The following is a 14,628-nucleotide window of genomic DNA, read 5'->3' as shown; positions in this document are numbered from 1 at the left end:
AGCTTGTTGATTGAACAACTCGTCCAAAAATAGTTATGGAATGGGTGTGGGGCGAAGTTATGTACAAAAGAATTCGTGGGAAAATATTTTTATCAGTTGGGACGTTTATCTTTTTAAGTGGGTATATGGATGCTGTTAGGGCTGATTCGATTATATATAATCCTTTAAATCCGCATGAGCAAGTGACCCCGGTTGATGAGCAATCAACCCCTGAAGAACCCGCACAGGCACCAGCGCCAGCTAGTTCAGAGGATACTCCAGCGCCTAAGGAGAAGCCTAAGCCAAAGGCTGACCAGAAGCAACTAGAGCATAAGAAGCGAAAAAAACATGATCAGCGTTCGCTTTTCGAGCGGAGTGTGCTTGAGGTGCCTATGCCACATTCGTTTGATCTTGATGGTGATGGCGGGTATGGTTACGAGCAAACAGCTACTGGGATTAGGATGCGGGTGTTAAGTGGCGTATTTATGATTCGAAGTTAAGATAGAAAAAATGAAGATTTGTTGCTACACGATAAATAAAGGCGGTTACCAATATTGGTAACCGCCTTTATTTATGCACGATTCTTTTTAATGTAGATAATTAGATTGCCAAGGTTTTCCCAGTCTAGAGATGTTGGCGGCGCAGTCCATTGAATATTTTTAGTGTTCGTTGTCTGCTGGGGCCATAAGTCAGAGAGGTAGATATCTGTATCGGATTGCAATTCGGAATTGACTCTCAAATTTAATGCCTTAAAATTCTCAACTTCTGTTGTAATGAATTTGTTGTAGGCTGGACCATTGGAGAAATCAATGGTGATGTTAACGGGCCGTGCAAGCTTCGTTAAATTCATGTGCGCTAGTAACAAAAAGAAGATATCAACCGCTAAATTTTCACGGTAAGCATTAAAATACTCAATCCTGTTGGGAAAATGTTTTGCAAAAATCGTGATGAAATCCCGTGCCAGATCCATATAGGCAGCAAAATTCTCATCAATATAAGGAATATGGCTGTTCTTTAAGAGATTGCTTACTGGGAAATTATATTGTGTAACCTGAAAGAAATGAGCAATAAATGTTTGCTCGCTTCGTTCAGTTAGGTAGAGTTCTCGAAGATTATCTTTTGAGATATTAAAGAATTTCTGCAAAGATTTGCTGAAATCAATCAATAAATCATGAGCACCCTTATTTGAATAATCTAGGTCAGTATAAATTAATTCAGCATACAAGAAGTTCAAAATCCCCTTTGCTTCAAAGCGAAGCAAGTCCAAATTAAGTGCATTGAACCTTGCCAGTAAGACTTTGGCGACCTGGTCAACAGTATCTGTTGGCCACGCGATATCAGGGGTGGTCTCTTCAGTTGAATGATAAGGTAGGTTATGTAATAGATAATGCGCTTGTCGAATGCGGTTTAGTGTCACCGCAAGAAAATGCGTCATTTTTAGACGCTCGGCATAGGACAGATGAATATCAATGATGTTTTCAATTTGATCAATTAAGGTGAAAATCACGGTTTTAGTTGGTTGATCAAGAGCTTCTAAATGATCTCCTTGATAGTTAAAGTAGCTTTTGTATAGGAAACCTCGAATGAAGAGCTCGTCTCCCGTCAAAGTGAGTTTAGGTGATAATTTCAAATTTATTTTAGCTAAGTAATCCACTAGCTTATTTCTCAAACGTGAGAAAGTTGGCTTTGACATTAGGAATTGATCAATAAATTCAGTTTGCGTGAGTGAGCGTTCTAAGAAGAGCTGATCAACAAATGGTCGTAATTGAGCACGGCGTCCGTAGTGATATTTTAGAAGTGCAACAACGGACAACGGTGATAGACGCTTGTAGTAAATGTTCTTTTTGTCAGCTTTGATTGAGAAAAAGGTAGTCGGAATATCAAATTGTTGTAAATCAGTGTGTAAATCATTGATGTATTTTTTTACAAAATATTTTGAGATATTAAGTTGATCAAGAATCTCCTGAAATGAAATGGTTCCTTCTGAATTTTCAAGAAAATCTAGTAATATAAGTTTTTGATAGTCATCATTATCTAGTAAGAATAGCATTTTATAAATTCCTTATACTAAAAAATTGCAGTAAAAATTAACCTATATAAATTTTAGCCTTAATCATAGAATAAAGCCAATGGATATAATCAATTTTAAATAAAAGTTATAAGCAATAAATATTCATATACCTGATTACTATCTAGGCGTCTGCATTTATTTTGTAAAATAACTGTTAAAATGAATATGGAAATAATCAGAAATTTATTAAATAAGCATCAAACTAAGTGGTGGCGTGGGTCGCAGTGGGTTTTGGGTATTTTGATAAAGGAGACAAATTTATTGACACTTTATGTTGATTTTAGGACTCCAAATTAGGAGATATTAGGCCGATTGGGAAAGTAAACTAGCAGAAGCAAGATATTAAAGCAAAACCGTTGACATTCCGTCTACTTGGTCTTACTATATACCTATACTACTAGTTGATACAGAGTAGAAGAGAATGGAGAATATTATGCAAGGGATCACGGAGATGCTTAAAGGAGTTCTTGAAGGAATAATTCTAGAAATTATAAACCGACATGAAACCTATGGTTATGAAATAACGCAGACTCTGCAACAATCAGGATTTGAAGATATTGTCGAAGGAACCGTTTATACGATTTTATTGCGACTGGAGAAGAAGGAATTGGTAAGTGTGATTAAGCGTAAGTCAGAAGTGGGACCAATGCGCAAATTCTATTCTTTGAATCAGGCCGGTCAAGTAGAACTAGCCGACTTTTGGCAACGTTGGAACTTTATAGCTCAACAGATGAATCAGTTGAAAGAGGTGAAGTAGGATGGTACGAGGATTTATTGATCGCGTGGTTGGTTTAGAAGAAAAACGGGTTTGGCATGAGCTCGAACGACGGGCAAAGCAACTACCTGATAATTATTATCAAGATTACAAGGTCATGCAAAAATACTTGTTTGTGACGGGGCCAGCAGACTGGAATAGTCAGAAATTTATTTTCACTAATTTATTAGATTTGTTGAAGGAACTAGCCAGCGAGGGACGTAAAGTCACAGATATGACCGGTTCTGATGTAGCGGCATTTTTAGATGAGTTGGTGATTGATCTAGGATCTAAAAGTTGGCAAGGGCAATATCGGGATAAATTGAATCGTAAAATTAAGTAGGAGGAATGAAGATGGGATTGTTTGAGAAAATTAATGGCCAGTTGAATGAGAAAAAAGAATACAAGGAAATGATGAAGCGCGCAGAAGCCTTGCCTAAAGACTATTTTCATGCATTCAAGGCAATCCAATCATATGTATTCACGATTGGTACAGTAAATTGGCATCTATTTGATGAGATTATTGATATCTTAGAAATCGGTGCGACCGAGGATAAGCCGGTCAAAGAGATTGTTGGCGAAGATGTTGCAAAGTTTGTTGACGACTTGGTTGGCGACGATCGCTATGACTGGCAAGCGAAGTATCGAAAGAATTTGAATGATTACTTTGAGAATCGTTGAGAATTATAGCTTCACTTAGTTATAAAGCATGAATCTTTGGATTATGAGATTACGATTAAGACGATTTAGGTTACACTACTGTGATCAATAATATTCGACTATGATAAAGGATTGATAATAGTCGATTAGTAGGGCTTTATCATTTCTAAAAACATAATTGATTCGAACATGCGTGAGAAAAATTTGATTGTGGCTACATTGCCTTACAGGCAGATGCAGCCTTTTTTTATTAATTAAAAGAAGCCTGTCTGAAATGTTTAAGCTGGCGAACCAGATATGCTAAAACGTTATAATGATATGTAAATGTGTAAAATGAACTTATGATGATAAAATGCTTGCATTTTATTTTTGTCGTGGTAATATTAATTTATGGTCAATGATTGCTCAGTAGTTCAGTGGTAGAGCGCCGCACTGTTAATGCGAATGTCGTAGGTTCGAATCCTACCTGGGCAGTAAGAATAAAAATCACCAAGTCAACGTAAAAGTTGGTTTGGTGATTTTTTAATTTTCACGTCACTTATTAAAAGAAAGTATTATAATGAACTTGTGAGAAAGCTTAGGAGGCGATCGAAATGGATGAACAAGTTAAAGTGGCTGTGATCAACGACTTGATTGCAAGTGAGTTGGATGGAGAAGTTGTTACAGATGTGACGGAACTAGAGAAATTATCTAATGATGCATATTCAACCATTCAAGCGGTTGAATTGCCAATTACGGCGGTTTTTGCAGAGACGGTTGATGACGTGCAAAAGGTTCTGGCAGTTGCGCGACATCACCACGTACATATTGTTACGAAGGGGGCGTCAACTTCGGTTGTTTCTGGTTCTCGTGGTCGGCAAACAGAGATTATCTTGGACTTGGCTCGTATGAATTCGATCATCGAATTGAATCCGATTGATCAAATTGCGATTGTTCAACCGGGGGTAATCAACAACCAGCTTGATCGGGAGGCCCGTAAACATAATTTGTTTTATGCGCCAGACCCTGGTTCAAAGAAGATTTCTTCAATTGGCGGCAATATTTCAACGAACGCCGGCGGCATGTCGTCCGTTCGTTATGGTGTAACCCGGGATCAGGTTTTAGGATTGAAGGTCGTACTTGCCGATGGACGTTTGATTGAGTTAGGCGGTCGAACATTGAAACAGGCTTTCCCTTATGATTTGACGCATCTTTTTGTGGGTTCTGAGGGTACGTTGGGCGTAGTTGTTGAAATTACGGTTAAACTTCTACCAATTCCGCTAGGACAGCCAATGGTTGGGATTGCGTTCTTCACGAATTTAACTGAAATGATGAGAGCAGTTTCGGCCTTACGAATTTCGGGAGTTTATCCAACGATGTTGGAAGCTCTGGATGGCCGGACTGTTAGTGCGTTGGATCGATTCGAGGGGACTAATTATGCAACCGATAATCGAGCGATGTTGATTTTTAAATTAGATTTCTCTTCACCTACAATCATGCAAAAGGTCCGTGAGATATTAGTAGAAAATAAGGCAGATAACATTGATATTTCTGATGATCCGACACGTTCGGCTGCTTTGATGAAATTACGCGACGATATGCTACCAGCAATTTTCGCCGGAAAGAATCATGTTATGGAGGACATGGCTTTGCCATTATCCAAGATGGCGGAGATGATGGACTTTGTAAGTGAAGTTGCTGAGCAATACCACTTGGATATTTATGTTGCTGGTCATGCTGGCGATGGAAATGTTCATCCAAGTTTTGTTTGGGATAAAGAGGCTCAAATGCCAAGTACAGTTGCGACCGCAGTAGGAGCTTTGTTTAATAAAGCACTTGAGCTCGGTGGGACGATCTCAGGTGAACATGCAGTTGGTACGCAAAAGAGCAGTTGGAATAATGCTGAGCTGGGCGATACAGTTGATTACTTGCAACATCAAATTAAAGCTTTGTTAGATCCAATGAATATTTTGAACCCTGGTCGTAAAATTGATTAAGTTTCAGAATTTAATCTGGGAAATGAAGCTAGCGCCTTGAGGACTCATTTTATGGTAGGATAGTACAGTGAAAATATTCTTGAATTAAACTAATATAATGAGATTGGTCGACTTGTCGCGACCTAGCTGATAAGGAGATCAACACGGTGAAAAGAATTGAAATGCCGGTGAAGTTACATCAACAGTTCGTTGGGACTGTCCAAGAAGTTCGCTATTCAGGCCAAGGCGTGATTGATCTGAATGGCTATGAAATCCGCCTACCAAATGCGTTTGAGGGCGAGAAGGTACGCTATGAGATTACGCAAGTGAATCGCTATTTTAGTCGTGGACATGTACTTGAACGATTAGAAGCTTCAGCTGATCGGATTGAATCCGACCATGGCTATCTGTTAGAAGTGGGGATTGCTCCATATATCAACATGAAGTATGCGGCACAGCTGGCTTTAAAGAATAAACAAATCAAGCGGTTGTACGCTGCTACTGGGATTGATGTAGCAGTTGCACCAACGGTTGGAATGGCAGAACCAAGCCATTATCGTAATAAGACGGTGGTTCCTTTGCAATATATTGAAGGGCAGTTACTGACAGGGTTTATCCGGCGCCGCACTCGTGGCGAGATTGTGCCCTTAAATGACTACTATGTGAACGACCCAATTATCGATCAGACAATTGGTCAAGTACGAGAGGCGTTAGCGAAACATCAAGTTAATGTCTACATGGATGACGATGACCAAGGCGAATTCCGTTATATTATGGTGCGCCGCGGTTATTACAGTGGCGAAATTATGGTGGTCCTAGTGACTGAGACGCCTGAGTTTACCGATGAAGAAAACGTTGTAGCCGAAATTGTTAAAGCGGTTCCGGGGCTTAAAAGTGTGGTCTTAAACTATAATCCTCGCAAATTACATGCCCAATTGTCAGGGTCTAACCGTACATTGTGGGGGCAAGATTCAATTCGTGATAGTTTGTTGGGCGTTGAGTTTAGCATTGGTCCCAACTCCTTTTACCAAGTAAATCCGCAAACAACAGAAGTCCTGTATGAACTAGCGGCGCAAAAGGCTGAATTGAAGGATACTGATTTGGTGATTGATGCATATTCGGGAATTGGAACGATTGGATTAACAGTTGCTAATCGAGTTAAGCAAGTTCTTGGTGTTGAAATTGTTGAGCGCGCCGTGATCGATGCTCAGGCAAATAAAGAATTAAACCAAATTGAAAACGCCGAGTTTGAAGTTGGCGATGCACCAGCAAAGATGCGCGAATGGGCCCAAGCGGGCATGAAACCAGATGTAATTTTCGTTGATCCGCCACGCAAGGGACTAACGGAAGAGTTGATGGATGCGGTTATTACAATGCACCCAGGCCGGTTTGTTTATGTTTCATGTAATCCGGAAAGTGCAGCACGTGATGCGCATTATTTGATTGAACATGGTTTTCACATTAAGGGTGATATTTTGCCAATTGATCAATTTCCGCAAACGTCGCATGTAGAGTCAATTGCCGTTTTTGAACCAAATAATTAAAAAAAGAACCATCTTTTACGTTAAAGATGGTTCTTTTTTATAGTCGCTGCATAATCAAAGTTGTCTCTTGACTTTGGAGTGATTGATAGATTTGAGCATCATAGCTATCGGCTGGTAGTTGAGATGCTAAGTCCTTTAGCTCGATCAAAGCGGCTGGTTGATAACTGATGACAACTAGTAGACCATTTTTCTTCAAAGCAAGTAAGGCGGTACGCATTGTATTTGTTAAGGCTTCAAAGTCGGTATCGGCATCGGTTTGCGCCATGATAATGCCAACAGGTTCAGTTGGGTTTAAATACATTGGAATTGCGCTGAAATCACGATGGATAAATTCAACGCGAGCATTAAGCCCGCTTAAGAATAATGAAGTTGCCGCTGAGTCGATTTCATCCTTTTCGGCCGAGAAGCCGATTACGTGGCCTTCGTCGCCGACGCGAGCAGCTAGAAAACGGGTGATATCGCCCGCCTTAACACTAGCATCAATCGCTAGGTCGCCAGGCTGTAGATAATCACCGATGATCATCTGGACTAGATCTTGTGGACTACGCATGTTCGAAAACCTCCCGGGTACGATACTTAAAAATAAATTCTTTAGACATGATTAATAGGAATCCGCTTAGCCCCATTCCGCCGATGACATCACTAAGAAAATGTACGCCAAGATAAACGCGACTGATTGGGATGATGACAATTAGCGTGGCAAAGAAGAGCATTAGCATCAGGCGGATTGGACGTTTTTCCATGTAATAGTGCAATAAGATGATGATTGATCCATAGAGTAATATGGCATTCATGGAGTGGCCAGAAGGAAAGGAGAAACCACGTACAGGGACAAGCTGAATTATATCAGGGCGTGCTCGTGCGAAGAAATCTTTTAATAACGCCATGGCGCCCAGGCCAAAACAACCAACGTTAATCACGATAAAGGCGGTTACGTCATATTTCTTGATAATAATTGAGATAACGGTGGTTACAATCATGACAAGTGCAGTCCATTTTGGATTACCTGCGCGTGTAGCATTATAAAAGAACCAGGTCGCTTCTGGATTGTGATGTTGATAAAGTAGGTGGTAGCCAAGCTCGTCGATAAAATTAATAAATGGCAATCGGAGGAGAATTCCAATTGCTAAAATGATGAAAACAAAGAGTCCAGTTAAAGCAAGTCCTAACTGAAAATAATCAAATTTCCGCATATTTTACGTCCTGCGTTCCCAAAAGATAAACTTTATTAATTGTAGCATAAAAGAGCTGATATCACGGGAAAACTAGGGTTAGGATTGCTTGAAAGTAAGGGCTATTTTTGATAGCATTAAGGAATTAAAGTGAGGTAACGAAGTATGGCTTATCAACACAAAGCAGTTGAGAAAAAGTGGCAACATTTTTGGGATGAAAATCAAAGTTTTAAGACATTATCTGATACAAGCAAAGAAAAATTCTTTGTAATGGATATGTTCCCCTTTCCATCAGCGCAGGGGCTACATGTGGGACATCCAGAGGGATATACAGCGACAGACATCGTTGCGCGCATGAAGCGGATGCAAGGATTTAATGTGCTTCATCCAATGGGCTTTGATGCTTTTGGTCTGCCAACTGAGGAATACGCAATTAAAACAAGCTCTGATCCTCGCGAAGTGACGAGTTCGAATGTTAAGAATTTCCGTCGCCAAATGAAGACATTGGGATTATCATATGACTGGTCGCGTGAAGTGAATACGACTGATCCAAAGTATTATAAGTGGACGCAATGGATCTTTGAGCAACTTTATAAGCGTGGTTTGGCCTACGAAGATGAAATTATGGTTAACTGGGCTCCCGATTACAACGGTGGCGTTGTGGTTGCAAATGAGGAAATCGTTGATGGTAAGACTGAACGTGGTGGATTCCCTGTTTATCGGGTACCAATGCGTCAATGGGCTTTGAAAATTACGGCTTATGCAGATCGCTTGCTCGATGATCTAGATGATCTCGATTGGCCGGATGCAATTAAAGAACAACAACGAAACTGGATTGGTCGCTCAATTGGGGCATCGGTTAGTTTCAAGGTTAAGGGGCAAGATGCACAGGTAGAAGTGTTCACGACGCGTGCAGATACATTGTTTGGAACGACTTATTTGGTATTGTCACCTGAGCATGAGTTAGTTGAACAGATTGTAAGTGCCGATCAAAAGCAAGCGATTGCTGACTTCAAAGAAGCAATTGCTTCAAAGTCTGATTTGGAACGGACTGATCTGAATAAAGATAAGTCTGGTATTTTCACTGGTGCCTATGCAGTCAATCCAATCAATGGTGAAGAATTACCAATCTGGGTTGGTGATTATGTATTGGCTTCATATGGTACTGGTGCCGTTATGGCAGTACCAGCACATGACAGTCGTGATTACGACTTTGCCAAGAAGTATGATCTACCAATGCGGGCGGTGATTGAAGGTAGCGACATCTCAGAGGCAGCCTACACGGCCGATGGGAACCATATTAATTCTGGCTTCCTTGATGGCTTGGATAAAGAGGAGGCGATTGCAAAGGTAATTGCCTGGCTTGAAGAAGCTGGTGTGGGTCATAAGCAGGTTAATTATCGACTACGTGACTGGATTTTCTCACGTCAACGCTATTGGGGTGAGCCAATTCCTGTAATTCATTGGGAAGACGGCACTAAGTCCCTTGTACCAGAGGACGAGTTACCATTGCGTTTGCCACATGTTGATAACATCATGCCTTCGGGAACGGGAGAGTCTCCATTAGTTAATATTGATGAATGGGTTAACGTGGTTGATGAAAACGGTCGTAAGGGAAAACGCGAAACTAATACCATGCCACAATGGGCTGGATCATCATGGTACTACTTGCGTTACATGGATCCGCATAATGAGCAGGCGGTTGTGAGCCCAGAAGCTGAAGCTTACTGGAAGAACGTTGACCTATATGTGGGTGGTGCTGAACATGCAGTGCTACACTTGTTGTATGCGCGGTTCTGGCATAAAGTCTTGTACGACCTAGGTGTTGTGCATACCAAAGAACCATTCCAAAAGCTAGCGAACCAAGGAATGATTTTGGGCGAAAATCATGAGAAGATGTCAAAGTCGAAGGGGAACGTTGTTAATCCTGATGACATTGTCAACGAATATGGGGCAGATACATTACGTCTTTACGAAATGTTTATGGGTCCTTTGGAACAATCAATTGCTTGGTCAGTTGAGGGATTGTCTGGCTCACGACGTTGGCTTGATCGCGTTTGGCGTGGCTTTGTTGATGAAGAAGGCAAGTTACGCGATCATATTACAACCATCAATGATGGCAGTTTGAGCAAGGTTTATAACGAAACGGTGAAAAAGGTTACTGATGATTATGAGAACTTGCGCTTTAATACTGCAATTTCACAAATGATGATCTTTATCAACGATATGTATAAGGCCGAGGCGATTCCGGTTGAATATATGGAGGGCTTTATCAAGTTGCTAAATCCAGTCGCACCGCATTTAACAGAGGAATTGTGGAGTCTTTTGCATAAAGACGAAATGCTTGCGTATGCGCAATGGCCAACCTTTGATGAGGCGGCGTTGGTTGATGATGAATTGGAAATCATTTTGCAGGTTAATGGTAAGCTACGCGGTAAGATGAAAGTCGCCGCTGGTATTAGTCGCGAAGAGATGACTAAGTTGGCCTTGGAAAACGAAGCCATTGTTAACCAATTAGCGGGTGGTACACCTAAAAAGGTAATTGCGGTTCCAGAGAAACTGGTTAATGTAGTCCTATAAGTTTAGAAAAAAGAAGTGAGATTGCTGAAAGCAATCTCGCTTTTTTATGTTGGGATACTTTTCAAATACTAAAAAATAGTAATCTCACTAATCCAAGTCTTGCAGTTTCTAAGTAGATAATAGATAATTACAAGATATGAATATCGGCGCTATAGTTCAACAGGATAGAACAAGGACCTCCTAAGTCTTAGATCACAGTTCGAGTCTGTGTAGCGTCATTTTAGGTTATGTTTAGCAAAGGAGAGCGGAAAATGGCAGACGATCAACATCAACCGCAATCAGATCAAAAACCTTTTCGACAGGATTTAACATATCAAGAGTTACGTGCGCTACTTGATGGGGCAACTCTCGATGAGGTTTTGGGCGTGAAAACAGATGCAACGGTTGATCAAGCAATGCAAGATACGCCAGACGCACCGCAATCAGACGCTGACTCAGCAATTGAGGTGGTTGAAGTACCAGATCCGTTCGTAAAGACAAGGTCGGATTTACTTAGCGCTAGTCATAATGATGAACAGGCGGCTAAGCCATTAAATACAACCAGGTCAGCATCTAATTTGGAAGAACAAGCACAGTTGATGGCAGAAGCATCGCTTGCGACTTATGCGCCTGATGAAATCAGTGTTGAGCGGACAGCGGTCGAAGAACGGAATGAACGGCGCCAGCTTGAAAAGCAACAGTCAGCAAGTAGCCGAATGTTACGTGGCTCGCTATGGATGACCATCGGTGGAATTGCCTCGAGAATTTTGGGAGCGTTATATATTATTCCATGGGTTGCCATGATTGGGGCGACTTACTCAACGAGTGCTAATTCGCTCTATGCACAGGGCTACCAAATTTATAGTGTCTTTTTGATTATTGCAACGGCAGGGCTACCAAATGTTTTGTCCAGGCTGGTCGCAGAATATCATGAAAAGAATCAGTTACGGATGGTGCGTAAGGTTTATCATTCATCATTATGGCTTGGAGCAGGACTTGGGATTGTTGTGGCGGGGCTGTTATATATTTTGGCGCCGCTACTTTCACAAGGGCATGCTAATGTTGTACCCGTCTTACATGCTTTGGCGGCGGCCGTGCTGATTATTCCAATTCTATCCATGTTACGTGGGTACGTGCAGGGATTTGAATTCATGGGAATTTCAGCGCTGTCACAGTTTATTGAACAGCTGGTACGCGTTATCTATATGTTAGGGATGACTTATTGGATTATGATCGCTGGTCATGGAGATTGGGTTGATGCAACGGTTCAGTCAACGTTGGGTGCCTTCTGGGGTGCGTTAGCTGGAATTCTAGTTTTGTTGATTGGAATTGTTATTCGCAAACGAACGTTTGCGATTGATCCAGTTGAAGTTGATGATACGGTCGCACCAAGTGCGGCTTTGCTTGGACGCATGGCTCGACAATCGTTGCCGATTGTTTTGGCGGGTTCGGCGATTTCGCTAGTGCAGGTTATTGACCAGTACACGTTCTTCCACATTATGCGGGCATTTAGTTCGTTTAGTTACGGAGCGATTGATAATATGTTCGCTCAGTTTTCTTTCAATTCAAATAAGCTCGTTATGTTAGTAGTTTCGTTGGCGGTGGCGATGTCTGAAACGGCATTGCCAATGCTGGCGCGAGCACGAACAACTGGCGATAAAAATGTTGTTGCTGAGCAAATTGGTTATGCCTTGAAGCTATTAGCCTTTGTAATGCTTCCAGCAACACTTGGTTTAGCAGCGGTAGCTCGACCTATGTATATTCTGTTCTATGGTGCAAGTGATTTGAATAACGGTGTTTTGATTCTACAATATGCCGCTTATACAGCGATTGCCTTAGGAATGTATATGGTGGTGTTGGCGATTTTGCAAGGTGTTGGTGATCTTCGCTATACGATACGCCTGTTGGGAATAATTGTGATTGTTAAATTAATTTTGCAAACGCCTTTGACGATTTGGCTAGCCGGAATTGGACCGCTAATGGCGACAATTATCGCCTTTGCGGTTGGACTAGTCTTCGCAATACGGCGATTGAATCAACGCTATCCGATTTCTTGGCAAGATCTCAGTTATCCATTGATGACGATGTTGACTTGGAGTGTGGCCTTATACTTGGTCGTTTGGCCAGTTGTTAGCACTTTGGAGAATTTTGTATCAGATACAAGTCGCTCTGCCCATTTTGTAATTGTAGTAGTCGGTGGGTTATTGGGGACGGTGATCTACGGCTTAGCGACATTGCGAACAACTTTGGGTCGGGAAATGTTTGGTGTAAGGGCCGATGCACTTGCACAACGGCTGCATATTAAATAAACGAGCTTAATGGTCGGATGAAGTATTAATTATTGATACTTTGTCCGTTTTTTTAACAACTAAAAAACGGGATAAGGATTTGGCAGGTAACTGATCGACTGAACACAGTTATTTTTGGTTTATGATAAAATGGCACTAGCTGAATTAATACAGGGGCAGATATATAATATGACGGATTATAAATTTTTAGAATTAGATGCACAGACCTTTGATGAATTTGCGTTGACCCAGCCAGCGGGCAACTTTACGTTAACTAGTGATTATGCACAAATGTTGGCAAAGCGAAATTGGGATGTCCAGATGATGGGGCTCTATGAGAATGGACAAGTAGTTGCGGCGGCGCTAGTTACAACTTTACCGGTGCGTTTTGGAAAGCTAATGCAGTTGGATGGCGGACCATTGCTTGATTTTACCAACCATGCAATCGTGACTGCGTTTTTCAATGAGTTGAAGAAATATGCTCAGGCAAAGGGTGCGTTATATGTATCTGTTATGCCGAATAATGTTTGGGAAACTTACAACGTTGACGGAACTCTGCAGGAAGACTATGAGTCGGAGCAGCAGTTGCTAGCACAACTGACTGAGTTGGGGTATCAACATCAACCAGTTGCAAAGGGTTGGTCAACATCATCAGCACCAATTTGGCAGTTTGCCAAAGACTTACAGATGATCAATCAAGCTGAGAATCCGCTAACTGAATTGCAAAAAAGTTACGAGAAAGATGGTAAGTACTATCTAAAGAAGACCGTTCAATTTGGTATTACGCTCAGGCGTTTGGGACATGATGATTTGCCAGCCTTTAAGCAGTTAACGCAGCACACGGCAGACCGTTTGAATTATGAAGACAAGAGTTTAGATTTTTATGAACGTCTGATGGATAGTTTTGGCGATCATGCACATTTCTACTTTGTGGAAATGGATTTCGCTGCCTTTATCAATGGTCAAGTTAAAAAACGTGATGAATTGGCACAACGCATTGAGCAACTGGCGCAGCGCCTTGAAAACAATCCCAATAATAAAAAAGCGGCGAATCAGAAACGCGAATTTACTGATCAAATGCAACAGCATGTTAAGCGGATTGCCGAAGTTGAGTTGATCCAGGCCAAAGCAGAAGCTAATAAGGTTATTGTCGCTGGTGCAGTTTTCTTGGAAACTCCGAATGAGTTAACTTATCTCTACTCGGGAACCTATGACGAATACAAACAGTACTACGGACCTTATGCCTTGCAAAATCACATGATGGAGCTTGCAGTTAAGCATCGGATTCCACGCTATAACTTTTATGGGATTTCTGGAATCTTTGACGGTAGTGATGGAGTTCTGAACTTTAAAGCTGGCTTTGGTGGCGTCGTTGAAAAGAAGTATGGACAATTTATCCTGCCAACTAGTCCGCTAAAGTACTCCTTATACAAAGGTATCAAACGTTTACTTGGACGATAAAAAAGCTTCTCACTCGATTGCAAAATGGGACCAAGCACTATTGGTAAAAGCCTGTATATCAATGAAAGCTATGATATAAAAGGGTTTGAAAGGGTTTTTAAAAGCCCACGAAAGCCAACATAAAACTTAGATAAACTACGGAAAAGGGCACATTTAGGCACATTTTTAAATTATAGGCACATAAA

General features: G+C 41.3%; 12 protein-coding genes and 2 tRNA genes. 11 read left to right on the top strand and 3 right to left on the bottom strand.

Features of this window, described 5'->3' with window-relative positions:
- The first annotated feature begins 59 nt into the window (after window positions 1-59).
- Window positions 60-479, top strand: coding sequence for a hypothetical protein (locus tag ESZ50_RS05850; protein WP_148622653.1), 420 nt, complete (start codon window positions 60-62; stop codon window positions 477-479).
- Between the two features lie 71 nt (window positions 480-550).
- Here ESZ50_RS05850 and ESZ50_RS05845 read toward each other — a convergent pair whose 3' ends face one another.
- The gene (locus ESZ50_RS05845) at window positions 551-2,029 is read right to left on the bottom strand and encodes a helix-turn-helix domain-containing protein (RefSeq protein ID WP_148622652.1); all 1,479 of its coding nucleotides are present in this window, start codon (window positions 2,027-2,029) and stop codon (window positions 551-553) included.
- Between the two features lie 454 nt (window positions 2,030-2,483).
- Between ESZ50_RS05845 and ESZ50_RS05840 the strand changes: the two genes are divergently transcribed.
- The 6 genes from ESZ50_RS05840 (at window position 2,484) to rlmD (ending at window position 6,963) form a co-directional block, all read left to right on the top strand.
- On the top strand, window positions 2,484-2,807 hold the full coding sequence (locus ESZ50_RS05840; protein WP_148622711.1) for a PadR family transcriptional regulator: 324 nt from the start codon (window positions 2,484-2,486) through the stop codon (window positions 2,805-2,807).
- A gap of 1 nt (window position 2,808) precedes the next feature.
- Window positions 2,809-3,147: a DUF1048 domain-containing protein gene (locus ESZ50_RS05835; protein ID WP_148622651.1), complete on the top strand. Its 339-nt coding sequence runs from the start codon at window positions 2,809-2,811 to the stop codon at window positions 3,145-3,147.
- Between the two features lie 11 nt (window positions 3,148-3,158).
- Window positions 3,159-3,485, top strand: a complete 327-nt coding sequence (locus ESZ50_RS05830; protein WP_148622650.1) for a DUF1048 domain-containing protein — start codon at window positions 3,159-3,161, stop codon at window positions 3,483-3,485.
- 381 nt (window positions 3,486-3,866) lie between these two features.
- A tRNA-Asn gene (locus ESZ50_RS05825) sits at window positions 3,867-3,938 on the top strand.
- A 119-nt stretch (window positions 3,939-4,057) separates the two neighbouring features.
- Window positions 4,058-5,440: an FAD-binding oxidoreductase gene (locus ESZ50_RS05820; protein WP_148622649.1), complete on the top strand. Its 1,383-nt coding sequence runs from the start codon at window positions 4,058-4,060 to the stop codon at window positions 5,438-5,440.
- Between the two features lie 146 nt (window positions 5,441-5,586).
- Window positions 5,587-6,963: a 23S rRNA (uracil(1939)-C(5))-methyltransferase RlmD gene (rlmD, locus tag ESZ50_RS05815; RefSeq protein WP_246111520.1), complete on the top strand. Its 1,377-nt coding sequence runs from the start codon at window positions 5,587-5,589 to the stop codon at window positions 6,961-6,963.
- A 37-nt stretch (window positions 6,964-7,000) separates the two neighbouring features.
- Here rlmD and ESZ50_RS05810 read toward each other — a convergent pair whose 3' ends face one another.
- Together ESZ50_RS05810 and ESZ50_RS05805 are read right to left on the bottom strand one after the other, a co-directional pair.
- The gene (locus ESZ50_RS05810) at window positions 7,001-7,513 is read right to left on the bottom strand and encodes a methyltransferase domain-containing protein (RefSeq protein ID WP_148622648.1); all 513 of its coding nucleotides are present in this window, start codon (window positions 7,511-7,513) and stop codon (window positions 7,001-7,003) included.
- Window positions 7,506-8,156 carry a phosphatase PAP2 family protein gene (locus tag ESZ50_RS05805; RefSeq protein ID WP_148622647.1) on the bottom strand — a complete coding sequence of 217 codons (651 nt, stop codon included), beginning with the start codon at window positions 8,154-8,156 and terminating at the stop codon, window positions 7,506-7,508. The genes ESZ50_RS05810 and ESZ50_RS05805 overlap by 8 nt, the downstream gene beginning before the upstream one ends.
- 144 nt (window positions 8,157-8,300) lie before the next feature.
- On the opposite strand from ESZ50_RS05805, the gene leuS reads away from it, so the two are divergent.
- The 4 genes from leuS to ESZ50_RS05785 all read left to right on the top strand — a co-directional run bounded on the left by leuS (window position 8,301) and on the right by ESZ50_RS05785 (window position 14,443).
- Window positions 8,301-10,715, top strand: a complete 2,415-nt coding sequence (gene leuS, locus ESZ50_RS05800) for a leucine--tRNA ligase (protein ID WP_148622646.1) — start codon at window positions 8,301-8,303, stop codon at window positions 10,713-10,715.
- Window positions 10,716-10,860: 145 nt separating this feature from the next.
- Window positions 10,861-10,933: transfer RNA gene (locus tag ESZ50_RS05795), tRNA-Arg, on the top strand.
- A 33-nt stretch (window positions 10,934-10,966) separates the two neighbouring features.
- The gene (locus tag ESZ50_RS05790) at window positions 10,967-13,003 is read left to right on the top strand and encodes a putative polysaccharide biosynthesis protein (RefSeq protein ID WP_148622645.1); all 2,037 of its coding nucleotides are present in this window, start codon (window positions 10,967-10,969) and stop codon (window positions 13,001-13,003) included.
- Window positions 13,004-13,171: 168 nt separating this feature from the next.
- Window positions 13,172-14,443, top strand: coding sequence for an aminoacyltransferase (locus ESZ50_RS05785; protein WP_187387566.1), 1,272 nt, complete (start codon window positions 13,172-13,174; stop codon window positions 14,441-14,443).
- Window positions 14,444-14,628 lie beyond the last annotated feature (185 nt).

The organism is Weissella muntiaci (assembly GCF_008107635.1).
Classification (GTDB): domain Bacteria; phylum Bacillota; class Bacilli; order Lactobacillales; family Lactobacillaceae; genus Weissella; species Weissella muntiaci.
This window is presented reverse-complemented; position numbering and strand designations above follow the sequence as displayed.